The following is a 22,848-nucleotide window of genomic DNA, read 5'->3' on the forward strand; positions in this document are numbered from 1 at the left end:
ATGCCTGTATGTGTCAGGAAACGGCAGGAACGCCAGTGAGCGAAACCTGCGATAAAGGAGAATAGCAATGCGCCACCAGAATGCCGGCCGCAAGCTCAATCGTACCGCCAGCCACCGCAAGGCAATGTTTGCCAACATGGCTGCTTCGCTCATCACCCATGAGCAGATCGTCACCACCCTGCCGAAGGCGAAGGACCTGCGTCCGATCGTCGAGAAGCTGGTGACGCTCGGCAAGCGTGGCGACCTGCACGCTCGTCGTCAGGCCATCTCGCAGATCCGCGATCAGGATGCTGTTCGCAAGCTCTTCGATGCCATCGCTACCCGTTATGCTTCGCGCAACGGTGGCTATCTGCGTATCATGAAGGCTGGCTACCGTCAGGGCGACAACGCTCCGTTGGCCGTCATCGAGTTCGTAGAGCGCGATGTTGATGCCAAGGGCGCGGCCGATAAGGCCCGCGTTGCCGCTGAAGCCGAAGCGGCTGAAGCTGCGTAAATTATCTTCCGGTTTCGGAGATTAAAGGCCGGGTGCGCAATCGCCCGGCCTTTTTTGTTTCCACCGCTTTACAGTGTCGTACGTTCGATAAATACACGACGCTTTATGGTATCGGCATCGGCATCGGCAGGGCAGGGGTGGCTGAACGGCTGATGCTGCGGGAGATGGCTTTTCAGGGTGCTCGCTGAGGCTTGAAAGGGCGTTTATCGTTCTTTTTGCGAAGTAGGACTGGACGTATCAGGCGATAGGCTAAAAGCGTCAACACAATGCCGGTGTAGATCGCAGGCTCCAGTGTGAAAGATTTTCGTGAGAGGATGAAATGCATCAGCGCAGCCGGTAATATGATGTAGACGGCTTTATGAAGCGTGATCCAGCGGGGGCCGAGTTTGCGGATCGACCAGCGGTTAGAGGTCAAGGCCAAAGGAATGATCAGCAGGAATGCCAACATTCCAAGCATGATATACGGGCGCTTGAAAATATCTGCGGCGATGGAGGAGAAAATCATTCCGCGGTCGAGCGTCAGGTAAACCGCAAAATGGGCCAGGACATAATAAAAGGCAATCAGGCCCAATGCCCGGCGATAGGCGATGAGGTTCAGGCGCGCGACGTCCCGCAAGGGTGTTACCAGAAGACCAAGGCAGAGAAACCGGAGCGCCCAGATGCCGAGATCATGCTCGAAACTGCGGACCGGATCGGCACCCAACTGGTTCGTCAATCCTAGATAAAAGGCGTAGAGCCCCGGAAGGAGACCGAGGCCATAAAGTGCCCAGATCGAGGGCTCGCGAATGCGGGCAGGGGGTGCGTAAGCTGCCATGGTCAGTAGTATTTCGTCAGATCCATGCCACTGTAGAGGCTTGCGACCTCATCGGCATAGCCATTGAAGGGCAGGGTGTCGATCCGCTTGCCGCCAAACAGACCGCTGCCCTCACCGATGCGCCGCTCTGTCGCCTGGCTCCAGCGCGGATGGTCTACCTTCGGGTTCACATTGGCGTAGAAGCCGTATTCGTTTGGCGCCAGAATATTCCAGGTGCAGGGCGGCTGTTTTTCCGTGAGGGTGATCTTCACGATGGATTTGATGCCTTTGAACCCGTATTTCCACGGCACGACAAGGCGAAGTGGCGCCCCGTTCTGGTTGGGGAGAGTTTCGCCATAAAGGCCCGTTGCAAGAATGGTCAGGGGGTGGCGCGCCTCATCCATGCGCAAACCGTCGAGATAGGGCCAATTGATCGATTGGAAAAAGCCGCTCTGTCCCGGCATTTCGTCAGGTCGGACCACGGTTTCAAACGCGACGTATTTTGCGCTGCCGAGCGGCTCTACCCTGTCCAAGAGCGCCGATAGCGGAAAGCCGATCCACGGAATGACCATGGACCACGCTTCCACGCACCGCATACGGTAAACCCGTTCTTCCATGGTGAACGATGAAAGGATGGTTTCGATGTCGATGGTCTGGGGCTTGGCGACGAGACCGCCGACGTCGATTGTCCATGGACGCGGTTTGAACTTGCCGGAATTGGCGGCAGGGTCGCTTTTGTCCGTGCCGAATTCATAAAAATTATTATAGGTGGTTACATCCTTTTGCGGCGTCAGCTTGTCCGCGACCTTATAGCTGCCTGGTACTGCCTTCAGTGGTGCGGCAAGCGCGTTTTCCGTCAGCCCGAGGGCCAGCGTGCCTGCCACGCCGCCAATCATGTTGCGGCGGGATAGGTAGAGATCGCGAGGCGTGATGTCACCGGACGGAATATGTGGCGGGCGAAACGCGGGCATCTGGCACACTCCTGACTGAAGTCGTGGTTTTCTATTATAGACGTAGCGTAGTTCCGGTAAGTTTCATCCATATGATCCCGCGCTTTTTCGGGGTGCAGACGTGAACATCCCATCACGTTCGCGTGTTGGCCTGCGTACCGTTTTCCGGGCTGGCGATAGTGACAGGATTCGGGTTTTAGCCTAGGAAAAGGCAAAACATGCGCCTGTGCATCATTGAATGCGCTGCGCTACAACTTCGAGGTAACGCCCATGCCAGCCTATCGTTCAAGAACCACGACCCACGGCCGCAACATGGCCGGTGCGCGCGGCCTTTGGCGCGCCACGGGCATGAAAGACAGTGATTTTGGCAAGCCGATCATTGCCGTGGTCAATTCTTTCACGCAGTTCGTGCCGGGCCATGTGCATCTGAAAGATCTTGGTCAGCTCGTCGCCCGTGAAATCGAGGCAGCTGGCGGGGTGGCCAAGGAGTTCAACACCATTGCCGTGGATGACGGCATCGCCATGGGGCATGACGGTATGCTTTACTCGCTGCCGTCGCGCGAAATCATCGCCGACTCGGTCGAGTACATGGTCAATGCGCATTGCGCCGATGCAATGGTATGCATTTCCAACTGCGACAAGATCACGCCCGGCATGTTGATGGCCGCGCTTCGTCTGAATATTCCGGCGGTTTTCGTATCCGGTGGGCCGATGGAAGCGGGCAAGGTGGTGCTGAACGGCAAGACCCATGCACTCGATCTGGTCGATGCCATGGTGGCGGCTGCCGATGACAAGGTGTCCGACGAAGATGTAAAGGTCATCGAGCGCTCTGCCTGCCCCACCTGCGGCTCCTGCTCGGGCATGTTCACCGCCAATTCCATGAACTGTCTGACCGAAGCGCTCGGCCTGTCGCTTCCGGGCAATGGTTCGACGCTCGCCACCCATGCTGACCGCAAGCGGCTGTTTGTCGAGGCTGGCCATCTGGTGGTCGATCTTGCCCGCCGCTATTACGAGCAGGAAGATGAAAATGTCCTGCCGCGCAAGATTGCCTCCAAGCAGGCTTTCGAAAATGCGATGGCGCTGGATATTGCCATGGGCGGTTCTACCAATACGGTTCTGCATATTCTCGCCGCCGCCCACGAGGGCGAGGTGGATTTCACCATGGACGACATCGACCGGCTTTCGCGCAAGGTGCCGTGTCTTTCCAAGGTGGCCCCGGCCAAGAACGACGTTCACATGGAAGATGTGCATCGCGCTGGCGGCATCATGCGCATTCTCGGCGAACTGGAGCGTGGCGGGCTGATCAACCGCGACTGCCCGACCGTTCACGCGCCAACGCTGGGTGATGCGATTGATCGTTGGGACATTACCCGCACCAGCTCCGAAACTGTGCGCGACTTCTTCCGCGCTGCTCCCGGCGGCGTGCCCACGCAGGTCGCTTTTTCCCAAAACGCTCGCTGGGACGAACTCGACACTGACCGCGAAGGCGGCGTGATCCGCTCTGTCGAGCATCCCTTTTCCAAGGATGGCGGGCTGGCCGTGCTGAAGGGCAATATTGCGTTGGACGGCTGCATCGTGAAGACGGCGGGCGTCGATGAATCCATTCTGAAATTCACCGGGCCTGCGAAGGTCTATGAAAGCCAGGATGCGGCGGTGAAGGCCATTCTCGCCAATGAGGTTGTGGCCGGTGATGTGGTTGTCATCCGCTATGAAGGCCCGAAGGGTGGGCCCGGTATGCAGGAAATGCTGTATCCCACCAGCTATCTCAAGTCCAAGGGCCTCGGTAAGGCCTGCGCACTGATTACCGATGGCCGCTTCTCGGGCGGCACGTCGGGCCTTTCCATCGGCCATGTTTCGCCGGAGGCCGCGAATGGCGGTACGATCGGACTGGTGCGCAACGGCGATACCATCGAGATCGACATTCCAAACCGCACGATTGAACTTGCTGTTGCCGAAGCCGAACTTGCAGCCCGCCGTGCCGAGCAGGATGCCAAGGGCTGGAAGCCCGAAGCGCCGCGCAAGCGCAATGTGACGACAGCCCTCAAGGCCTATGCAGCCTTTGCCACCAGTGCCGATAAGGGTGCTGTGCGCAAGCTGCCGGAATAAGATGTTCTACAGCCACCAATGGAAAAGGGCCGCACTTGTTGCGGCCCTTTTTGTTTGTGTCTTGCCGTGAGGCTGTATGTCATCAAACGTCGCTGCGCGCCTTCAGATGGCACCGAAGTCGTTGCGCAGCATCTGGAGAAGCTCCATCTCGGAAATTGGCTCTACCAGCTCGTCCCATGTTTCCACCGGCGAAAAGCCGAAGCGCTGATAAAGCTGCAAGGCGCGGGGATGATCGAGGGTATTGGTCATGACCGTTACCTTGTCGGGCGCGGTAGACCATGCGGCATAGAGCGCTTGCAACAGGAACCATTTGCCGATGCCCAGGCCGAGCGCGTGTTCGAAAAGGCCGAAATAGGAGACCTCCACGACATTGTCCGGCTCCTGCGCCAGTTCGAAGAAGCCAGCAGGCGCGCCGTTGACGTAAAGCACCGACACGGAAACCCGTGGATCATGGATAACCGTCTTCAGATCGGGATCGGAAAGGCGAAGCCGCTTGTACCAGTGCCAGCGGCCACCCACCTGACGGTAGAGAAAGCGGTAGAAGGGTAGCGGAATTTCCGTAGCGCGGATGATGGCGGTCTGGATATTGACCGGCACCGGCAGGCTGGCCTTGGGCGGGCTGGTCATTTCAAGCTTCGTGACATGCGCCGTCAGCGGTTCCGGCAATGCGACCTCAAGTTTGGCGGCGGGACCGGTCTCAACGGGGGTATCCTTTTTAGAGCCCCATTCTGCCCATGACCCGTCATAGAGGGAATTGGCGCGATGGCCGAGGGATTCCAGGGCCAGCGTTACCACGGCTGCCGTGACGCCAGAGCCGCAACTTGTGACGATGGGCTTGGTGAGGTCTATGCCTGCCTCGTGGAAGATCGCACGCAAGGTGGCAAGGTCCTTCAAGCGACCATTTTCACCCAGAATTGCGGCAGGCACGGAGCGCGCCCCCGGCATGTGGCCGGATCGCATACCGGCACGGGGTTCTGCCTCCTCGCCGGTAAAACGGCCGGCAGGCCGGGCATCGGCGATCTGTCTTTCGGCGGCTTCAACAAAGTCGCGCATTTCCTTGAGGCTGGTGACGCGCTCCTCCTTGAAGAAAGGGGAAAATTGCGCGGGCTGCGGCTCCGGCAGGTCTGTTTCCAGCGGGCGGTTTTCCGCCTTCCAGCCATCGAGACCGCCATCGAGCACGAAGACATTCGGCGCCCCCATGATGCGGAACATCCACCAGACGCGCGGGGCCGAAAACAGGCCCGGACCGTCATAAACGACAATCGTATCGGTTTCCGCAATGCCTAGCTTGCCGACGGCTTCCGCGAAGGATTCGGGCGAAGGAAGGGTGTGCGGCAGGCCCGTGGAGTGATCGGCAATCTGGTCCTGATCGAAGAAGACGGCACCGGGAATGTGGCCGCGCGCATATTCCTCCGCGCCATTGCGATTATGCGACGGCAAATACCAAGAGGCGTCAACGATCCTGAATTGCGGCGCGCCGAGCTGTTTTTGCACCCATTCAGCAGACACTACGAAACGGCTTCTTTCCGCAGACATGCTTCTCTCACTTTCGCTGTCATGGCAGGAGGCCGGCCGCGATCCTTGTGCGGCATTGCCCCGGCAGATGTTTCATGCGCAGGATAATACCAAGGGTCATTGAAAATGACGCTTGGTATTCCCTTTTCGAATATCGCAAGCGACTGACGCAATTGAGATATTCGAAATTCCTTCAAGGCGGGGATGCGTTAGCATCTTCGAGCCCTGGTATAAGAGGGGAGGACGGGCGGTTATTCCGGCGTACCGAAGCGAATGCGGAAGCGCCGGTTTTCCTTGCCTTTCTTTTCGATCTTGGCGATGTGAATCGCTCCCACCTCCTGCGTTTCAGAAACATGTGTGCCGCCGCAGGGCTGGCTGTCAACGGCGGAATTCTCGCCGATGCAAACAAGGCTAACGCGACCCAAACCCATTGGCGGGCGCACATTCTTGCTCTTGACGATGCCGGGGTTGGAAGCCAGATCCTCGTCGGTAATCCAGCTGACATAGACAGGGTGATTTTCGTTGACGAGACGCATGAGATCGGCCGTCACGGCGTCCTTGTCTATGGTTTCCGACATGTCGAAGTCGATCCGGCTTTCCTCTTCGCCAACGGAAGCGCCGGTGATCGGATAGGAGCAGACGACGGACAGCAAATGACAGGCGGTGTGCATCCGCATCAATTTGTAACGGCGCGGCCAGTTTACATGCAGCACCAGCTTTTCGCCCAGCTGCGGGACGGGCTGGTCGGGTAGGGGATGATGCAGAATGACGGATTTGTCTGCGCCATGGCGGGTTTCGCCAAGCTCTATGCGGCTGCCGTCCGCCCGCTCCAGAAAGCCGGTATCGCCGGGCTGGCCGCCCGACGCGGCATAAAAACAGGTCTGGTCCAGCGCAATGGCGCCGTCTTCATGTATGGCAGTGACAACTGCCTCCGCTGTCGAAAGATAAAAGTCATCACGATAGAGAGGCAGTGTCGTCATAAAATCATACCTGTTCGTAGGGAATTGACAGATCGGCCTTGCGTTCCAGCCAGGCGGGCTGAGGAAGCCCCTTTTCCTTGAGAAAGGCCGGATTGAAAAGTTTGGACTGATAGCGATTGCCGTAGTCGCACAAAATGGTCACGATGGTGTGGCCGGGGCCAAGATCGCGGGCGAGACGAATTGCGCCGGCAATGTTGATGCCGGACGAGCCGCCAAGGCAAAGCCCCTCCCGCTCGACAAGGTCGAAAATGATCGGCAAGGCTTCCGCATCGGGAATCTGGTAGGCAAAATCAGGCGTGAAACCTTCCAGATTGGCGGTGATACGCCCTTGGCCAATGCCCTCGGTAATCGATGAGCCGGAAGATTTCAGCTCGCCACTCGTGTAGAACTCATAGAGTGCGGCCCCTTGCGGATCGGCAATGCCGATTTTGACCTCCGGCTTTCTGGCCTTGAGGCCAAGGGCGGTTCCCGCCAGCGTGCCACCGGAACCGACGGCGCAAATGAAGCCATCCACGGCACCGCCGGTCTGTTCGTAAATCTCGCGGGCCGTGGTTTCGACATGGGCGTCGCGGTTGGCGGTGTTGTCGAACTGGTTGGCCCAGATGGCGCCATTCGATTCGGTCTTGGCCAGCTGCGCCGCCAGCCTGCCGGAAAGCTTCACGTAATTATTGGGGTTCTTGTAGGGAACGGCCGGCACCTCCACCAGTTCGGCCCCCAAAAGTCGCAGGGCATCCTTCTTTTCCTGGCTCTGCGTTTCCGGAATGACGATAACGGTGCGATAGCCCAGCGCCTTGGCTACCACCGTAAGCCCAATGCCGGTATTGCCTGCCGTGCCCTCGACGATCACGCCGCCCGGCCGCAGCAGGCCGCGCCGTTCGGCATCGCGAATGATATAGAGGGCGGCGCGATCCTTGACGGATTGCCCGGGATTGAGAAATTCCGCCTTGCCGAGAATGGTGCAGCCGGTGGCTTCGGAAGCGGCCTTGAGCCGGATAAGCGGCGTATTGCCGATGACGTCGAGTGCGGAACTGTGAAATGCCATGGATGTGCTTTCTTTTTCCGGAAAGATAGAACCCGTCTTTTCCGTCCACAAGCCACCCATGGCAAGAAATGCGTTTTCCTCAGCCTTCGATTGTATGGAAAAACCTGCTCCTTTGAGGCGGTTCAGTCTTTTCCGCTGATCTCCTGATAGGCTCGAAGTGCTGCATCGCGGGCGATTTTGTGGTCGATAACGGGTTTGGGGTAGGTCTCGCCCAGTTTTATGCCCGCTTTCTTCAGCACATGCGGCGGCGCCTCAAAGGGCTTGTGGATAAATTCGTCTGGCAGTTCGGCAAGCTCCGGCACGAAGCGGCGAACGAAGACGCCTTGCGGATCGAATTTCTCTCCCTGGGTGATCGGATTGAAAATACGGAAAAATGGCGCTGCATCGGCGCCGGATCCGGCCACCCATTGCCAGCTTGCCGCGTTGGAGGCCGGATCGGCATCCACCAGCGTATCGCGAAACCATGCCTCTCCCTCGCGCCAGTCCACCATCAGATCCTTGATGAGAAAAGAGGCGGCAATCATGCGCAAGCGGTTGTGCATATAGCCATGCTGCCAAAGCTGGCGCATGGCGGCATCCACGATGGGGTAGCCGGTTTTGCCCCGTTTCCACGCCTTGAGGCCTTGCGCATTGGCGTGCCACGGAAAATGGTCGAAGCGATCGTTCCAGTTGCGGCTGGCAAGATCGGGAAAATGAAAGAGCAGATGATAGGAAAAATCCCGCCAGACCAGTTCCTTGCGAAAATGCACGTAATCTTCGGCGGGAATGCTGTCGGCAAGCCCGATCGTTGCGTGCCACACCTGGGCCGGAGAGATTTCACCCAGGGCCAGATGCGGGGAAAGCATGGAAACATTTTCCCCGGCGGGAAAATCCCGCCCGTGGCGATAGCCGTTCAAGCCATTGTCAATGAAATTGCGCAGCTTTTGACGCGCGCCCTCTTCTCCGGGTGTCCAGACATCGTGAAAGCTGCTTGCCCAATCCGGCTTGCGGGGCAGGAGACCCCAGCTTTGCAAAGCATCGCTTTCAGGCCAGGCCGCAGGCGCGGGAAGCGAGGCTGGCGCATCCACCGGCGCTTTTGGGTCGCCACCGGCATCCACGGCCTTCCAGAAGGGCGTATAGACCCTGAACGGACCGCCAGCCTTGGTGGTGAGCTTCGATGGCTCGTGCAGCAACTGGCCACCAAAGCTTTCGATGCTCAAGCCTTCACCGCGCAATTGTTCCTTCAATTGCGCATCGCGGGACAGATTGGCAGGTTCATAGCGACGGTTCCAGCGAAGTGCGCCCGCGCCCGTCTCGGCGATGAGCCCGCGGATCGTCTCTGCCGCCTTGCCGCGCCGCAGAATCAGGCGGCTGCCGCGTTTTTCAAGCGCCTTGCCCAGCGCTGCGAGCGAGTGGTGAAGCCACCATGCCTGAGCCGCGCCAAGCGGGGCGGCATCGGCGTCTTCCTCCAGAATGAATACAGGAATGACCGGGGCTCCCCGCTCTGCCGCCGAGGCCAGGGCATGATTGTCGGAAAGTCGCAAATCCTTGCGAAACCAGAGGATCGTGGGAGAAGTATCAGGCATGGAAAGTCCTAACCGTTGCCGAGCCGTCGAAGAACACCGGTTCGATACGGCGATAAGGGGCGAATGGATCATGCCGATATGGCGCGGCGGGCTGGTGAGGGAAGGGCGTGCTTGATCGAAATGGGTAACTGTCGCTTCACCGCCTTGGCAAAATGGCGACTATGCCCCGAAATGGTTCTTGTGCCGAAGCGGTTTAGAAGAGATGCAGGTCCAGTCTACCAAGGGGGATTTTGATGACACTGAAGCGCCTTTCCTGTTTAGCCCTGCCACTGCTGTTCCTTGCGTCGCAAGGCCATGCCGAGGATCTCAAATTCAAGCTGGTCAATAAAAGCAGCGGCGTTCTGATCCGCTTCTTTACCTCGCCCGTGGGGGTGGATGACTGGGAAGAGGACGTGTTCGGCAATCAGGTCCTCAACCCGGGCGAGAAGATTACCCTGACAATTGCCGATGGCCGCCGGGTTTGCGACTACGACATGCGCATGGAATTCAAGGATGGCGAGGTTCTGGAGGACGAACAGAACCTGTGCGAGCTTGGCGAATATACCATCACCGACGATTGATGGATCGCTCTTTTTGTCGAACCTTCACGCCCCGGTCCGCAAGGCCGGGGCTTTTTCGTGCCGGCCCGCTCAAGCTTATATACCTAGAGCAATTTAGGTGAACACGGGTTCACCTGAATTGCTTTACTTCTTGTTTCCCGCATTTCCGGACGGAAAGCCGTGACTACACTTTTCCTGAAAATGCGCTAGCCGTTGCGCGGCTGGCGTTTCTGTTCACCCGCAATCATCTGCATGATTTCCGTGGCGCTTTCACGCGCGTAAAGCCGATGCAGCTTTTCCGCCACGGGCGCGGTGGTAATGAGGCAGGTGTATTTTTCCCGCTCGAACCAGCGAAAATCCACGACATTGTGCATATTCACGAAAAACGGAAAACCATCACCATCGTGAAGCTGTAGCCACATGTTCAGTCCATTCTTGTTCTATCGTTCCGGAGCCGTAAAACGGCCCATCGCTGTTCGATCGGGGCGTTATGACGTCTGGCACGCAGGACTTGCCCGTGGCGGTAGCCGCCAGAACAATCCATAAGGAATAATTCGTGAACCCGGATGCCGGGCCGCAGAAAAAGCGTAGCAAATGTCAAAATCAGCCGACTTGCAGCGTGATAGCAGCGAAAAGTGAACGAGGGGTTGCGGGAGGGACATCTGTTTGGAAACAGATGCAGAAAAGAAAAAGGCCTGCGCTCTGCGCAGGCCTTGAAAATGGCTCCCCGGGCCGGATTCGAACCGGCGACCTGTCGATTAACAGTCGAATGCTCTACCGCTGAGCTACCAGGGAATGATGCGGTCCGGTTCGGTTTGTTTCCGTTGCCGTCCGCGTCGGTGAGTGGGCTTCTACTCACCCTTGCCGCGTTTGCCAAGCCCCTTTTTGAAAAAAACTTCAGCCTTGTTTTCTTTTCCCCTGTTTCCCATGTCATGCCTGTTGAAAACTTTTGATCATCAAGCGTGGAAGATCCGGCATTTGGCAGAAAAAGCTTCGAAATATCATCTGGATAGGGCATCGGGAAAGTTGGTGTTGGGCCGGGTTGAATTGCCCTTCCCACGTTCGCGCACCGGCAGGATTGCTGTTGGAAGCCTGCTCATTCTTGGTGGGGTGCTGGGTTTTCTGCCTGTTCTCGGCTTCTGGATGGTGCCGCTCGGCGTTATCGTTCTTTCCCATGATTTGCATGGCGTGCGCCGCTTTCGGCGTTGCGTGGCGCTCAAATGGGGCCGCTGGCGTCAACGCAGGCGCGAGCGCGCCGATCAGGCGAAATAACGGCGGCGTGGCGGGACAGCCCGCGTTTCCTGAACGGCAGGCAGGCTTTGCAGAATGCGTTTGGCGGGCAGGATGGCGATGACCTCCGTGCCTTCGCGCAACTTGGACTTCAGCTTGAAATCCCCGCCATGCTTGGCAAGGATGGCCTGCACGATAGGCAGTCCGAGGCCGGTGCCCTGTTCAGCACTTTTGATGGCGATTGAGCCTTGACCGAAGGCCGATAGCACAACGGGGATCTCTTCCTCCGGTATGCCGGGGCCGTTATCCTTGATGGCGATGTATTGGCCACCTCCGGCAGTCCAGCCAACCCGCACGCGCACTTCGCCGCCCTGGCTGGTAAATTTCACGGCGTTTGAAAGGAGATTGAGAATCACCTGCCTCATGCCCTTTTCATCAGCCCAGACGGGCGGCAGGTTTGGCTCGAATTGCTGGAAGATCGTGATTCCCTTTGATTTGGCGCGCAACTGAACCATGCCCACGCAATCTTCCGCGATCTCCAGAAGGGAAACGGATTCCTCGGAAAGGTCGTATTTTCCCGCCTCGATGCGGGAGAGATCGAGTATCTCGTTGATGAGATTGAGCAGATGCTGGCCGGAGCGGTGAATATCGCCAGAATATTCCTTGTAGAGGGGATTGTTGAGCGGGCCCAGCACCTCGCCGGCCATGACCTCCGAAAAGCCGAGAATCGCGTTCAGCGGCGTGCGCAATTCGTGCGACATGGAGGCGAGGAAGCGGGACTTGGCCATATTTGCCTCTTCCGCACGGCGGCGTGCTTCATCCGACAGCGACTTTGCCACTTCCAGTTCGGCAATCAGGTCGTCCTTTTCGCTCTGGAAGGATAGCAGCTTGAGATTGGAAGCGTAAAGGCGCCCGCCGAGATAGATGAAGAAGAGAACGCAGGTTGCGAAGGTGGCCGCCAGCACCATATCTTCCATGCGGTGGCTGATAACGGCACGGCTGCCCAGCGCCACGGCCGCGGGCAGGAAGCCAAACAGCACGGCCTGCCGCAGCATCAGCGTATTCATGGCCGTCACGCAGAGCGTGACCAGCAGGATGCTGCCCTTGAGGTAGGTTTCCGCCATGGGGCCGCAAAGCTGGCATTGGATGAGGACGAATGCCGACCAGCAGCAGCCGGTGGCCATCTGCCCCGCCAGAAGGGCGCTGCGCCAGCGCTCGGGATGGTGAGAAGCCGAAAGCTTTTTTCGCGCCTGCAAGACGAGCAGCATGTTCAACGCATGAACCGTCAGCGTCAGCAGTGCCCAGCCATAATGAATAGTGTTTTTCGTGACGTAGAGGGAAAGGCCGGCAGCGATGATGACCAGAAACGGCGTGACCCCGGCATTTTGCAGGGAGGCCTGAATATGCAGGGCAAGCAGGTCTTTTTCAAAGGCGGGTTGGCCACCATGGCCGGATTGCAGACGTTCTCTTGTCGCGCGAATGGCCTTTGCGGTTGCCTTGTTACGGGAACCGCGTGTTAAATCGACAATATTCTTGTCTGCCGAGCTGGAGATGCCGTATCCCATGATGGTTGCAAATTTTCCGCGAACGGCCTCAGACTAGCCATGAAGTGTTAAGACTACCTTTCTGGAAACGCTTTGTTTGCCACTTTCGCAAACATCCTGTTATGAAAAAGGGCTGGATTGTGACATTGCCGAAATGGTCAATCGTTGCCGCCGTAATCGTGCTTGCCCTTCTTGCGGGCGCGGCTGTCCTTTTTCTGAACCGTTCACAAGTGGTTTTTGCTGGTCCCTTTATCGCCGCCGATGGCGAAACGCTGCTGACCCGTGGCGCAAGGTTGCGCATGAAGGGCTATGATGCGCCCGAGCTTGGCCAGCGCTGCCGTCGCGACAATGCCATGCCCTGGCCTTGCGGCGCGCTGGCGCGGGCAGAGTTGCAGTCTCTCATGGCGCAGGCCGGGGTGGTCTGCCGTCAGGTTGACGTGGATGACTTGCAGCGCGTGGTGGTGACATGCGATGCCGCCGGGCGGGATGTCGGGGCGGATATGGTGCGGGCAGGACTTGGCCTCAGTGCCGGTGCCTATGCGGCGGAGGAAAAGGATGCCATGCAGCGCAAGGCAGGCTTGTGGTCTGGCAGTTTCGAGCGCCCGGAAGAGTGGCGCAGGCTGCATCCGCGCAGTGAAATCACCCGTCCGGAAAAGAATTGAGCATCACCAATGACGGAAAGGGAAAGAGCGCTGGACGCGCTTTGCCGGAAGATCGCGGCATGTGATCTGTGTCGGTTACAAGCATTTCCAGGAAAGGTGGGAACCGGCTTTCCGTCCGGAAATGCGATAACAGAAGAAGGCGCAGCATTTCCAGGAAAGGTGGGAACCGGCTTTCCGTCTAAAAATGCGAAGCAAGGGAAGGTTTTGCCGCATCATCCCCGGCCGGTGGTGCAGCTTTCCATCCATGCGCCGATTTTGCTGGCAGGGCAGGCGCCCGGCAAGCGGGTGCATGAAACCGGCATCCCTTTCAACGATGCGTCCGGCGACAGGTTGCGCGAGTGGCTGGGCGTGGACCGGGAGGCTTTCTACTCTCCCCGGCGTTTTGCGATCCTGCCCATGGGTTTTTGTTTTCCCGGCTATAATGCGCAGGGCCACGATCTTCCGCCGCGGCGCGAATGTGCGCCTGCGTGGCGCAGCGCCTTGATGGCGCTTTTGCCGCAGGTGAAGCTGGTGGTGGCCATCGGCAGTTATGCGCAGGCCTGGCATCTGGGTGCGGCCCGCAGGTCCGGCATGGCTGAAACGGTGGCCCATTGGCGGGATTATGTTGAGCCGGGCTTCTGTGCCATTCCGACATTGCCGCTGCCGCATCCAAGCTGGCGCAACAGCGGCTGGCTCAGGAAAAATCCATGGTTTGCGGCAGAATTGCTGCCATGGCTGAAAAAGGAAGTGGATCGTCTTGGAACATGAAAGCATTTTGCTTTCATGTGGCGATAATTGCGCTATACCGGAAAAAAATTCCGATGGGGCTGCAATGGATCGTCTGGACAGAAAAATTCTTCGTATATTGCAGGAGGATTCCACTCTTGCCGTTGCCGATCTTGCGAAAAAGGTCGGTCTTTCCACGACGCCCTGCTGGCGGCGTATCCAGAAGATGGAAGAGGATGGCGTCATAAAGCGCCGCGTGGCGCTGCTGGATCCTGCCAAGGTCAATACCAAGGTCACGGTTTTCGTGTCGATTCGCACCAGCAGCCATTCCATCGAGTGGCTGAAGCGCTTTTCCGAAGTGGTTTCAGAATTTCCCGAAGTGGTGGAATTCTATCGCATGAGCGGCGATGTCGATTATCTGCTGCGCGTGGTGGTGCCGGATATTGCCGCCTATGATGCGTTCTACAAGCGGATGATCGCGAAGATCGAAATTCGTGATGTGTCCTCGGCCTTCGCCATGGAGCAGATCAAATACACCACCGAGCTTCCGCTGGATTACATGGTGCTGGATAACCAGAAGGCTGGCGAGGAGTAATCCTCGCCAGCGTCTGACTTTTATTTTTCGAGGCGGGCCAGCAGGGATGACGTATCCCAGCGGCTCCCGCCCATTTTCTGCACATCGGCATAGAACTGATCGACAAGGGCGGTCAGCGGCAGGCTGGCGCCATTGGTTTTCGCCTCGGCCAGCACGATGCCCAGATCCTTGCGCATCCAGTCCACGGCAAAGCCGAAGTCGTATTTACCCTGCGCCATGGTCTTGTGGCGGTTTTCCATCTGCCAGGAGCCAGCGGCCCCTTTGGAAATGACGTCCACCACCTTTTCGATGTCGAGACCGGCCTGCTTGCCGAAATGCACAGCCTCTGCCAGCCCCTGAACAATGCCCGCAATGCAAATCTGGTTCATCATCTTGGTCAACTGACCGGAGCCGACAGGCCCCATCAGCCCCACCATGCGGGCATAGGCATCGATGATCGGTCGCGCCTTGCCGAAAACGTCGGGATCGCCTCCGGCCATGACGGTCAGAGCGCCGTTTTCCGCGCCCGCCTGCCCACCGGAAACCGGAGCATCGAGAAAATCGCAGCCTTGAGCCTTTGCCGCAGCATAAAGCTCGCGGGCCACGTCCGCAGAGGCGGTGGTGTTGTCAATCAGTACGGCGCCGGCCTTCATACTGGCAAGAACACCGTCCGGCCCGGTGGTGACAGCGCGCAGATCGTCGTCATTGCCAACGCAGGTAAAGACGAAATCCGCCTGCGCTGCGGCTTCGGCGGGCGTGCGGCCAAGGGCGCCGCCGAATTGCTGTACCCATTGTTCCGCCTTGGCGGTGGTGCGGTTATAAACCGTCACGTCATGGCCGCCCTTGACCTTCAAGTGCCCGGCCATGGGATAGCCCATGACGCCCAGTCCGATAAATGCCACTCTTGCCATTAAAGCCTCCGATGAGAGCATAACCCTGGTCGCTCTCGTTTCACTGCTCCCGGATGATGCGTATTCAGCCGCGCAGCCGGGCGATGACGAGATGTCCCGGTGAAGGGTCGCCATCCTGCATTCGCACGTTGATGTTGGTAATTTCCACGATGTCGAAGCCGGTGGCGTTCAAACGCTCGCGAATATAGCTCTCCGCGTGAACATATCGCTGGTGCGGCCCGACCTTGTAGGGAACCGCTTCGCCCATGGTTTCGGAGGAGAAGGCAAAGATCCCGCCTGGCGTCATGTTTTCCGCCGCGCCGAAAAACAGCGCTTCCAGCGCGCCGAGATAAGGCAGCACATCGGTTGCGGTCATCAGGTCGAAGGGCTCTTCGTCGTTGTCTTCAAGGAAATCCTCGACTTCGGCCACGAAAAGCGTCTCGTAGAGATCCTTTTCATGGGCAATTTCGACCATGTTTTCCGAGATGTCTATGCCGGTCACATCTTCGGCCATGTCGCGCAATGCACCGCCGGTAAGGCCGGTGCCGCAGCCCAGATCCAGCATCCGCTTGAAGGGGCCAAGCTGCAACGCCTGAAGCCGCTGGCGCAGCAGCATGGGAACCGCATAGCCAAGCTGCTCGACCAGAATATCCTCGAAGCTCTCGGCATGTTGGTCAAAAAGCGTTTCCACATAGGCATCGGGCGCGCGCGCCGGGGCATCGCCCCGGCCAAGCGAGGCGATACGCACGGACGCGCCGCCGTGATCGTCCGGATCGATCTCCAGACATTCGTGATAGGCCGCGACCGCAGCGTCGATCTCGCCGGATTTTTCCAGCGCCAAGGCCCGGTTATAGGCCTCGGCCAGCTTTTCCTCGTCGATTTTCGCCATTCTCGTCTCCACAGGGCCAGCCAGCCATGCCGATCCGGCAGACGCCTGTCTGCCCTTCGTCATGCCCGGAGCATGTCGGGTGCGGCTTGAACCGCACCACTTTCAGCTCGCAGGCTGTACCTGCTCATCGAAGCTTTGGCAACCGCGGGACGCGCAAAGGGCGCCGACGCTCTAACTATCTGTTTTTACGCATTTTCAGACGGAAAACCGGCTTCCGCTTTTCCTGAAAATGCTCTAATGCAGAATGAATTCCCCCTTCAGGGCGCGCCATTCATTGGCGGCAATCAGTTTCCGGTGGACATAGCGCACCGAGTGCAGCGGCCCTTCGAGCTTTTCCTCCCAGAATTTCAGAAAGCCGCGCATCTCCGGAAAATCCGGCGCCAGATCGTAATGCTGCCAGACATAGGTTTGCAGCAGGGCAGGGTGGTCTGGCAGGCGGTAAAGAATATGCGCCGTGGTGAGACCATAGCCTTTCAGCATCATTTCCATTTCTGCATTCATGGCATTCCTCGCATAAGTTCCCGTTTTCGGGTCCGGCCTTTCCACGTTGCCGTCCCGTCATGAAAGCTTTGCAAGGGATGCTTAACCAAGGCTTAACCGCGAAGGCGTATTTGCGGTTTTGTCTCAATTAATCAGAGTGTTAGCAGTATAATGGATTGAGTGCTGCCAACCCGATCACCGGCGCAGATGCCGCGTCAGCCGTCTTTCGATGGCAGCCCAGCCGTGACGCAGCATTTCCACGATTGCCAGATAGAAAATCGCCGCCCACAGGTAGGTCTGGTAGTCGAAGGTGCGCGAAAAGGCGTAGCGTGTCTCGCCCATCAGGTCGAGGACGGTGACGATGGATACGACAGCCGAGCCCTTGATCATCAGAATGATTTCGTTGCCATAGGGCCGCAGCGCAACGATGAGGGCTTGCGGCATGATGATCTTGCGGAAGGTTACGCTTTTCGGCACGCCAAGCGCGGCTGCCCCCTCACGCTGACCGCGCGGCACGCTTGAGATTGCGCCACGCAGGATCTCGGCCTGATAGGCTGCCGTATTCAGGGTCAGCGCCAGAATGCCGCAATACCAGGCGTCACGGAAAAACCACCACAGCCCCACCGTTTCCAGCACGGGGCGCAGGCTGCCGATCCCGTAGTAAATCAGGAAAAGCTGCGCCAGAAGCGGTGTACCGCGAAACACATAGACATAGACATAGCTGAGGGCGGCTGCGAGGCGGTTTTTTGACATCCGGCCCATGGCCAGTGGAACGGAAAGAAGCGCGCCGAACAGAATGGAGAGGCTGACGATGCAAAGCGTTGTCCAGAGCCCTTCCAGATAGCGCGGGCCGTAGCGCAGGAATTTTTCCTGGTCCCAATTACCGATCATCAGGGCGATCATGCCAAGCCCCAGCGCAATCCACAGCACCATCATGGCGGTGCCGATCATGCGGCCTGCCGTTACGGGCTTCCTGGCTTGCGGCGGTGCGGGCCGGGCGGCGATGAGTTGTGTGGAAATGGTCAATGTCTTGTCTCCGCCAGCTTGGTGCGCTTCTCGATCTGTCCCACCGCAATGGAGGAAAGCACGGCCAGAACCAGATAGAGCCCGCAGGCAAGGCCATAGAAGAAAAAGGCGTCCTTGGTGACACGGGCGGCAATGCCGGTCTGGCGCATGATGTCGCTTAGCCCCACCACGGATACCAGCGCCGTATCCTTCAAAAGGTTCATCCACAGATTGACGATGCCGGGCAGGGCGATGCGGATGAGCTGCGGCAGGATCACGAAAATCATCGTGCGGCCATGTGAGAGACCAATGGCATAGCCCGCCTCATACTGGCCGCGCGGAATGGCCTTGAAGGCCGATTGCAGCACTTCCGAGCAATAGGAGGAAAAGACCACCGAAAGCGCCACCATGCCCGCCACGAAGGCATTGATTTCGATGCGTTCCTCGAAACCTGCCAGCGAAAGCAGATATTGCAGCAGGATTTGCAGGCCGTAATAGACGATGAACAGCGTCAGCAGTTCCGGCAGACCCCGGAAGATGGTTGTATAAATGCCAGCGGCGCGGCGCAGCACGGCCTCCTCGCTTTGCGTGGCAAGCGCGATCAGGAAGCCGAGGAAAAGCCCGACCGGCAGCGTTGCCGCCGCCAGCGATACCGTGACCTTGAAGCCAAACGCCACCTCATCGCCCCAGCCGGTTGCGCCGCAGGACAAGAGGCCGCTGCCGCCGAGCAGCGAGAAAATGCCGAGCGGCCCGCAAAACGGATCGAAATAATAGGAAATGAAGGCCCAGATACCTTCAAGCGCGGAGAACAACCCGCCCATGCAATCTTATCCCCTGAACGGTGTTGATACCGCTTCTTGTTTTACCCGATACGGTCGGGAAAGCCATTATTGGTGATGGAAGCACCCGGCGGGCTGGCGCCGGGCAGGATCTGATGCGGCAGGCATGAAGCATCCTGCCGCAGAGTCGTAAAGTCAAAAGGCCCGTGCGGCGACTTTACTTGTCTTCGCCGCCATAGACGTCGAAGTCGAAATATTTGGCATTGATCTTCTGATAGGTGCCGTTGGCGCGAATGGCGGCAATGGCCTTGGTGAAGCGGTCGGCAAGGGCGGTTTCTCCCTTGCGCACGGCAATGCCCGCACCCTCACCGTTGATTTCCTTGTCGATCGGCAGCGGCGTCAGGATCTTGCAGCAGGCGCCCGCATCGCTCTTTACCCATTGCGTCAGCACCACGATGTCGTCGATGACGGCATCGACGCGGCCGTTGGAGATGTCCAGCTTGTATTCGTCAGCCGTCGGATAAACCTTCAGCTCGGATTTCGGCATGTGCTTTTCGGCGTAGTTGGCGTGGCTGGTGGAGGTCTGCGCGCCGATGATCTTGCCCTTGAGGTCATCGACGCTCTTGATCGGCGAATCCTTCGGCACGGCAATGGCGGGCGGGGTGTTGTAGTACTTCTTCGAGAAGTCCACCTTCTGCTGGCGTTCCGGCGTAATGGACATGGAGGCGATGATGGCGTCGAACTTCTTTGCCTGAAGGGCGGGAATGATGCCGTCCCAGTCATTGGTGACGAAGGTGCAGGTCACTTTCATTTCGGTGCAGAGCGCCTTGGCAATATCGATGTCGAAGCCGGTCAGGCTGCCGTCGGCCTCGAGATTGTTGAAGGGCGGATAAGCGCCTTCCGTACCGATGACGAGTTTTTCTTCAGCAAGGGCGCTGCCTGCGAAGAGCGAAAGGACGGCCAGCGATGCGGCGGCCATGAAACGGGGGGAGATACGCATGTGATCCTCTCTGTTGGTGCCGGGATTATGTTCTGTCCGGCCTCGAACCGACCATCTTTGGGGCAATGGTGGAACGTTAGGGCAGTTTTTCCGTTTTCACGGAAATTGCAACATGGAAACTCATGCGCTTTCGCGACCTTCCCCAAAATGAAGAATGCATTCAGATGCGGTTCATTCCAGTTGCGCCATTTTCTTGCCGATGATTCGGCGTGTAACCCGAGTCTCTGTGTCGAATGAAAAGTTGAATATCATGCGACACTTTAACCATACCGAGGAAGATTTATGGCAGGACAGATGAAAATCTCAGGCCCTATACTGGTGGCGGTTGCAACTCTTGCAACGTCATCCATGCCGTTTTTCGCCGATACTTCGCTTGCGGCATCTGTTGCGGAAGCAGGTCAGGGAAAAAGGCTGGCGCTTGATTCCAGTACCATGCTGACCACGCAGGACGGCCTGGATCTTGCCCGCGTCGGCGGTGTGCAGCTTGCACAGGCGGAAGAGCAACTTTCGCCCGAAGAGCTGATGAAGCGGCGCCAGAAGGAAGGCGGGCAGAAGGAAGGCGGCCAGAAGCCTGCCGAAAAGGGTCAGGGTCATGATGCCGGTGAGGGCGCCCAGCCCCAGCGCCGCCAGCCCGAACCGCAGGCCGAACCGCAGCAGAAGCGCCAGCCACAGGCCGAACCGCAGCAGCGCCAGCCTCAGGCAGAGCCGCAGCAGCAGAAGCGCCAGCCCGAGCCGCAGGCGGAACCGCAGCAGAAGCGTCAGCAGCCCCAGTCCCAGCCACAGGGTGAGGCGCCCCAGCCGCCTGCGCAGCGCCAGCAGCAGAAGCCTGCCCAGTCTGGCGCAACGGAGGAAGCGCCGCAGCAGCAGAAGCGGCAGCAGATGCAGCCGCCTGGCGAGACCGCGCCCCAGCAGGCCCGCCCGGAAAAACCGGCGGATAACCGAAAAGCTGCCCCCGCCGCTTCGCAGGACGAGCCTTCACAGCCGCAAAAGCCAGCCGATCCGCGCAAAAAACCGGAAAACCAGCCCGCTGCCAATCCGGCGCAGCAGCCTGCCGCCCAGCAGCCTGCCGGGGAAAAGCAGCCCGCCGCGCAGCCGAAGGTGCCTGCGGAGAATGCAGCGCCCACCGGCCAGCAGCCGCAGCAGCAACCTCAGCAGAAGCCGCAGGGCAAGCCTGCCCAGCCGCCGGTCAACGACGCTGAGCGCCCTGGTGCAGCCCCCGACCAGCAGCAGCGCCCTCCGGTCGGCCAGCCGCAGGCCGGCAAGCCGCAGCCCGATGGCAAGCCCACGCCGACTGCCCCCGGCAGCAATCGCCCGCAAGCAGAACAGCCGACGGCAAACCCGCAAGGCCAGCAGCAGGAAAGCCCGAACGGCCAGCGTCCGCAGCCTGACCAGACCGGCAAGCCCGTGCCTCCGGGCCAGCCCGTGAAGCCTCTGCCTCCGGGGCAGCCGCAAGGCCAGAACCAGCAGAACCAGCAGCGTCCCGCTGATCCGCGCCAGCAACAGCAGCAGGGCGATCTTGGCAATGGCGGTCGTCCGCAAAAGCCTATTTTGCCGCCTTTGACGGCAACGCAGGATCCGCAAGGTCAGCGTCCGGGCGATCCCCGTCAACCCGGCAAGCCTGCCGATCCCAAGCGGATCGAAGAGGCCGTGACGCCGAAATTCCAGGAAAACCAGCCGCAATTGACGCCGCAGGATATTCAACGCCTGAAGCGCCTTGCAGACCGTCCGCAGGATTCGGATGAAACCATCATCCTTCCCGTCGATCGCGGGGCGCCGGTTCTCGATAGCGACAAGGACAATAACTGGCGGCGTGGTCTTAGCGATGACCAGCTGCGCCGTCTGCGCCGCGATAACGACCGCGAATATGTGGTGCCGGACAGCGATGCTCAGGCTCAGAGCCAGTATTGGGGCGACCGCCGCGACGACTGGCGTTCCGAGCGGATCGACCGCTTCGAAGGTCGCCGTCTTCAGGCGCCGCCGACCTATGATTATCCCGAGGATGTCCGCGTCGAGCGCCGCTTCGACGACGACCGCACCGTGATGGATTACGGCGGCCAGATCGTGGTTCGCAGCGACGACAATCGCCGCTTCGCCGAATATGGCCGCCCGCCGGTCTATGAAGATGTGGGCAATGGCCGCGTGCGCGTCACCGTGTTCAAGGAAAATGGCGACCGCATCGTAACGCTTCGCAACCGTTACGGTCAGCTGATCCAGCGCTCTCGCGTGGATGCGAACGGGCAGGATTACGTGCTGTTCTTCTCGCCCGATCTCTACTACGCCAAGGACACGCAGCCCTATGTTTATCGTGATCCGGGCGCTGAATTGCCGCCCATGCGCCTGCGCGTGCCGCTGAACCAGTATATCGTCGATGTGGCCAGCGAGCCGCAGCGCGATTATTACAACTTCTTCGAACAGCCTCCGGTGGAGCCTGTCGAGCGGGTTTATACGATCGATGAAGTGCGCAACTCTGCCCGTATCCGCGACAAGATGCGCCGCGTTGACCTCGACACGATCACCTTCCCGACCGGCAGCGCCGAAGTGACGATGAACCAGGCAGGAACGCTGAAGCACATTGCCGATGGCATCAACAAGGTGTTGCAGAAGAACCCGGCGGAAACCTTCATGATCGAAGGCCATACGGATGCGGTGGGCTCGGCGGAATCGAACCTTGTTCTTTCCGACCGCCGTGCGGAAGCCGTGGCCAATATCCTGACCCAGGTTTACGGAATTCCCCCGGAAAACATGGTCACGCAGGGCTATGGCGAACAGTTCCTCAAGGTCATGACCTATAATGCCGCACAGGAAAATCGCCGCGTAACCATAAGGCGCATCACGCCGCTGGTCCGCCCGGTTGAAACCTCGCAGCAGCAGCAATAACAAACACGTCGCCCGGTGATTGTCCGATCACCGGGCGACGTGCGGTTTTCCGCGAACCTGGAAGCCGCTTTGCTCAGGAACCAGGCTGAAAGCAAGAATTGCCTACTGCCTAATATAGCAGATTTAAAGCCTTACCACAGTACACGACGCTACGGTTTTGCGTGTGGCTTACCCCCCTCTGTCCTGCCGGACATCTCCCCCTCAAGGGGGGAGATCGGCAAGATCAAGGC

General features: G+C 58.9%; 22 protein-coding genes and 1 tRNA gene. 8 read left to right on the forward strand and 15 right to left on the reverse strand.

Features of this window, described 5'->3' with window-relative positions:
• The first annotated feature begins 67 nt into the window (after nt 1-67).
• Complete coding sequence (gene rplQ / locus T424_RS0118850) at nt 68-493, forward strand: 50S ribosomal protein L17 (protein WP_027489084.1); 426 nt, start codon at nt 68-70, stop codon at nt 491-493.
• 172 nt (nt 494-665) lie between these two features.
• On the opposite strand, the gene msrQ is transcribed toward rplQ, so the two are convergent.
• Nucleotides 666-1,307 carry a protein-methionine-sulfoxide reductase heme-binding subunit MsrQ gene (msrQ, locus tag T424_RS0118855; RefSeq protein ID WP_027489085.1) on the reverse strand — a complete coding sequence of 214 codons (642 nt, stop codon included), beginning with the start codon at nt 1,305-1,307 and terminating at the stop codon, nt 666-668.
• A 2-nt stretch (nt 1,308-1,309) separates the two neighbouring features.
• Nucleotides 1,310-2,257 carry a protein-methionine-sulfoxide reductase catalytic subunit MsrP gene (gene msrP, locus T424_RS0118860; RefSeq protein WP_027489086.1) on the reverse strand — a complete coding sequence of 316 codons (948 nt, stop codon included), beginning with the start codon at nt 2,255-2,257 and terminating at the stop codon, nt 1,310-1,312.
• 249 nt (nt 2,258-2,506) lie between these two features.
• Here msrP and ilvD point away from each other — a divergent pair, with 249 nt between their 5' ends.
• The gene (ilvD, locus tag T424_RS0118865; protein ID WP_027489087.1) at nt 2,507-4,342 is read left to right on the forward strand and encodes a dihydroxy-acid dehydratase; all 1,836 of its coding nucleotides are present in this window, start codon (nt 2,507-2,509) and stop codon (nt 4,340-4,342) included.
• 102 nt (nt 4,343-4,444) lie between these two features.
• On the opposite strand, the gene sseA is transcribed toward ilvD, so the two are convergent.
• The 4 genes from sseA to T424_RS0118890 all read right to left on the reverse strand — a co-directional run bounded on the left by sseA (nt 4,445) and on the right by T424_RS0118890 (nt 9,444).
• Nucleotides 4,445-5,878: a 3-mercaptopyruvate sulfurtransferase gene (gene sseA, locus T424_RS0118870; RefSeq protein WP_027489088.1), complete on the reverse strand. Its 1,434-nt coding sequence runs from the start codon at nt 5,876-5,878 to the stop codon at nt 4,445-4,447.
• A 230-nt stretch (nt 5,879-6,108) separates the two neighbouring features.
• Nucleotides 6,109-6,837: an alanyl-tRNA editing protein gene (locus T424_RS0118880; RefSeq protein ID WP_027489089.1), complete on the reverse strand. Its 729-nt coding sequence runs from the start codon at nt 6,835-6,837 to the stop codon at nt 6,109-6,111.
• Between the two features lie 4 nt (nt 6,838-6,841).
• Nucleotides 6,842-7,879: a cysteine synthase A gene (locus T424_RS0118885; protein WP_027489090.1), complete on the reverse strand. Its 1,038-nt coding sequence runs from the start codon at nt 7,877-7,879 to the stop codon at nt 6,842-6,844.
• A 122-nt stretch (nt 7,880-8,001) separates the two neighbouring features.
• Complete coding sequence (locus tag T424_RS0118890; protein WP_027489091.1) at nt 8,002-9,444, reverse strand: cryptochrome/photolyase family protein; 1,443 nt, start codon at nt 9,442-9,444, stop codon at nt 8,002-8,004.
• Between the two features lie 233 nt (nt 9,445-9,677).
• Between T424_RS0118890 and T424_RS0118895 the strand changes: the two genes are divergently transcribed.
• The gene (locus T424_RS0118895; RefSeq protein WP_027489092.1) at nt 9,678-10,004 is read left to right on the forward strand and encodes a hypothetical protein; all 327 of its coding nucleotides are present in this window, start codon (nt 9,678-9,680) and stop codon (nt 10,002-10,004) included.
• 185 nt (nt 10,005-10,189) lie between these two features.
• On the opposite strand, the gene T424_RS0118900 is transcribed toward T424_RS0118895, so the two are convergent.
• Together T424_RS0118900 and T424_RS0118905 are read right to left on the reverse strand one after the other, a co-directional pair.
• Complete coding sequence (locus T424_RS0118900) at nt 10,190-10,405, reverse strand: hypothetical protein (RefSeq protein WP_027489093.1); 216 nt, start codon at nt 10,403-10,405, stop codon at nt 10,190-10,192.
• Nucleotides 10,406-10,703: 298 nt separating this feature from the next.
• A tRNA-Asn gene (locus T424_RS0118905) sits at nt 10,704-10,778 on the reverse strand.
• A 48-nt stretch (nt 10,779-10,826) separates the two neighbouring features.
• On the opposite strand from T424_RS0118905, the gene T424_RS0118910 reads away from it, so the two are divergent.
• Nucleotides 10,827-11,255 (forward strand): hypothetical protein, encoded by a 429-nt coding sequence (locus tag T424_RS0118910; protein ID WP_330217743.1) that lies wholly within the window; start codon nt 10,827-10,829, stop codon nt 11,253-11,255.
• On the opposite strand, the gene T424_RS0118915 is transcribed toward T424_RS0118910, so the two are convergent.
• Entirely contained in the window at nt 11,243-12,778 is a 1,536-nt protein-coding gene (locus T424_RS0118915; protein WP_027489095.1) for a sensor histidine kinase, read from the reverse strand. The genes T424_RS0118910 and T424_RS0118915 overlap by 13 nt on opposite strands.
• Before the next feature lie 119 nt (nt 12,779-12,897).
• Between T424_RS0118915 and T424_RS21580 the strand changes: the two genes are divergently transcribed.
• The 3 genes from T424_RS21580 to T424_RS0118930 all read left to right on the forward strand — a co-directional run bounded on the left by T424_RS21580 (nt 12,898) and on the right by T424_RS0118930 (nt 14,719).
• A complete protein-coding gene (locus T424_RS21580) occupies nt 12,898-13,419 on the forward strand; it encodes a thermonuclease family protein (RefSeq protein WP_161712626.1) in 522 nt (173 codons plus the stop codon).
• A gap of 9 nt (nt 13,420-13,428) precedes the next feature.
• The gene (locus T424_RS0118925) at nt 13,429-14,166 is read left to right on the forward strand and encodes a uracil-DNA glycosylase family protein (RefSeq protein ID WP_027489096.1); all 738 of its coding nucleotides are present in this window, start codon (nt 13,429-13,431) and stop codon (nt 14,164-14,166) included.
• Nucleotides 14,167-14,230: 64 nt separating this feature from the next.
• On the forward strand, nt 14,231-14,719 hold the full coding sequence (locus tag T424_RS0118930) for an Lrp/AsnC family transcriptional regulator (protein ID WP_027489097.1): 489 nt from the start codon (nt 14,231-14,233) through the stop codon (nt 14,717-14,719).
• A gap of 20 nt (nt 14,720-14,739) precedes the next feature.
• On the opposite strand, the gene T424_RS0118935 is transcribed toward T424_RS0118930, so the two are convergent.
• From T424_RS0118935 to T424_RS0118960, 6 genes are all read right to left on the reverse strand, one after another.
• Nucleotides 14,740-15,609, reverse strand: coding sequence for an NAD(P)-dependent oxidoreductase (locus T424_RS0118935; RefSeq protein ID WP_027489098.1), 870 nt, complete (start codon nt 15,607-15,609; stop codon nt 14,740-14,742).
• A gap of 64 nt (nt 15,610-15,673) precedes the next feature.
• Nucleotides 15,674-16,477 carry a methyltransferase gene (locus T424_RS0118940; protein ID WP_027489099.1) on the reverse strand — a complete coding sequence of 268 codons (804 nt, stop codon included), beginning with the start codon at nt 16,475-16,477 and terminating at the stop codon, nt 15,674-15,676.
• Between the two features lie 234 nt (nt 16,478-16,711).
• The gene (locus T424_RS0118945; RefSeq protein ID WP_027489100.1) at nt 16,712-16,978 is read right to left on the reverse strand and encodes an usg protein; all 267 of its coding nucleotides are present in this window, start codon (nt 16,976-16,978) and stop codon (nt 16,712-16,714) included.
• A gap of 174 nt (nt 16,979-17,152) precedes the next feature.
• Nucleotides 17,153-17,983 carry an ABC transporter permease gene (locus tag T424_RS0118950; protein WP_027489101.1) on the reverse strand — a complete coding sequence of 277 codons (831 nt, stop codon included), beginning with the start codon at nt 17,981-17,983 and terminating at the stop codon, nt 17,153-17,155.
• On the reverse strand, nt 17,980-18,783 hold the full coding sequence (locus T424_RS0118955; RefSeq protein ID WP_027489102.1) for an ABC transporter permease: 804 nt from the start codon (nt 18,781-18,783) through the stop codon (nt 17,980-17,982). Before T424_RS0118955 ends, T424_RS0118950 begins: the two co-directional genes overlap by 4 nt.
• 175 nt (nt 18,784-18,958) lie before the next feature.
• On the reverse strand, nt 18,959-19,741 hold the full coding sequence (locus T424_RS0118960; protein WP_027489103.1) for an ABC transporter substrate-binding protein: 783 nt from the start codon (nt 19,739-19,741) through the stop codon (nt 18,959-18,961).
• Between the two features lie 282 nt (nt 19,742-20,023).
• Here T424_RS0118960 and T424_RS0118965 point away from each other — a divergent pair, with 282 nt between their 5' ends.
• Entirely contained in the window at nt 20,024-22,618 is a 2,595-nt protein-coding gene (locus tag T424_RS0118965; RefSeq protein ID WP_084268591.1) for an OmpA family protein, read from the forward strand.
• The last annotated feature ends 230 nt before the right edge of the window (nt 22,619-22,848 follow it).

Source organism: Allorhizobium undicola ORS 992 = ATCC 700741 (assembly GCF_000621665.1).
Lineage (GTDB): Bacteria > Pseudomonadota > Alphaproteobacteria > Rhizobiales > Rhizobiaceae > Allorhizobium > Allorhizobium undicola.

What these genes read in the sequence shown, in the direction of transcription:
- rplQ (WP_027489084.1), top strand. Translation starts at nt 68, where the DNA reads ATGCGCCACCAGAATGCCGGCCGCAAGCTCAATCGTACCGCCAGCCAC.
- msrQ (WP_027489085.1), bottom strand. Translation starts at nt 1,307, where the DNA reads ATGGCAGCTTACGCACCCCCTGCCCGCATTCGCGAGCCCTCGATCTGG.
- msrP (WP_027489086.1), bottom strand. Translation starts at nt 2,257, where the DNA reads ATGCCCGCGTTTCGCCCGCCACATATTCCGTCCGGTGACATCACGCCT.
- ilvD (WP_027489087.1), top strand. Translation starts at nt 2,507, where the DNA reads ATGCCAGCCTATCGTTCAAGAACCACGACCCACGGCCGCAACATGGCC.
- sseA (WP_027489088.1), bottom strand. Translation starts at nt 5,878, where the DNA reads ATGTCTGCGGAAAGAAGCCGTTTCGTAGTGTCTGCTGAATGGGTGCAA.
- T424_RS0118880 (WP_027489089.1), bottom strand. Translation starts at nt 6,837, where the DNA reads ATGACGACACTGCCTCTCTATCGTGATGACTTTTATCTTTCGACAGCG.
- T424_RS0118885 (WP_027489090.1), bottom strand. Translation starts at nt 7,879, where the DNA reads ATGGCATTTCACAGTTCCGCACTCGACGTCATCGGCAATACGCCGCTT.
- T424_RS0118890 (WP_027489091.1), bottom strand. Translation starts at nt 9,444, where the DNA reads ATGCCTGATACTTCTCCCACGATCCTCTGGTTTCGCAAGGATTTGCGA.
- T424_RS0118895 (WP_027489092.1), top strand. Translation starts at nt 9,678, where the DNA reads ATGACACTGAAGCGCCTTTCCTGTTTAGCCCTGCCACTGCTGTTCCTT.
- T424_RS0118900 (WP_027489093.1), bottom strand. Translation starts at nt 10,405, where the DNA reads ATGTGGCTACAGCTTCACGATGGTGATGGTTTTCCGTTTTTCGTGAAT.
- T424_RS0118915 (WP_027489095.1), bottom strand. Translation starts at nt 12,778, where the DNA reads ATGGGATACGGCATCTCCAGCTCGGCAGACAAGAATATTGTCGATTTA.
- T424_RS0118925 (WP_027489096.1), top strand. Translation starts at nt 13,429, where the DNA reads ATGACGGAAAGGGAAAGAGCGCTGGACGCGCTTTGCCGGAAGATCGCG.
- T424_RS0118930 (WP_027489097.1), top strand. Translation starts at nt 14,231, where the DNA reads ATGGATCGTCTGGACAGAAAAATTCTTCGTATATTGCAGGAGGATTCC.
- T424_RS0118935 (WP_027489098.1), bottom strand. Translation starts at nt 15,609, where the DNA reads ATGGCAAGAGTGGCATTTATCGGACTGGGCGTCATGGGCTATCCCATG.
- T424_RS0118940 (WP_027489099.1), bottom strand. Translation starts at nt 16,477, where the DNA reads ATGGCGAAAATCGACGAGGAAAAGCTGGCCGAGGCCTATAACCGGGCC.
- T424_RS0118945 (WP_027489100.1), bottom strand. Translation starts at nt 16,978, where the DNA reads ATGAATGCAGAAATGGAAATGATGCTGAAAGGCTATGGTCTCACCACG.
- T424_RS0118955 (WP_027489102.1), bottom strand. Translation starts at nt 18,783, where the DNA reads ATGGGCGGGTTGTTCTCCGCGCTTGAAGGTATCTGGGCCTTCATTTCC.
- T424_RS0118960 (WP_027489103.1), bottom strand. Translation starts at nt 19,741, where the DNA reads ATGCGTATCTCCCCCCGTTTCATGGCCGCCGCATCGCTGGCCGTCCTT.
- T424_RS0118965 (WP_084268591.1), top strand. Translation starts at nt 20,024, where the DNA reads ATGGCAGGACAGATGAAAATCTCAGGCCCTATACTGGTGGCGGTTGCA.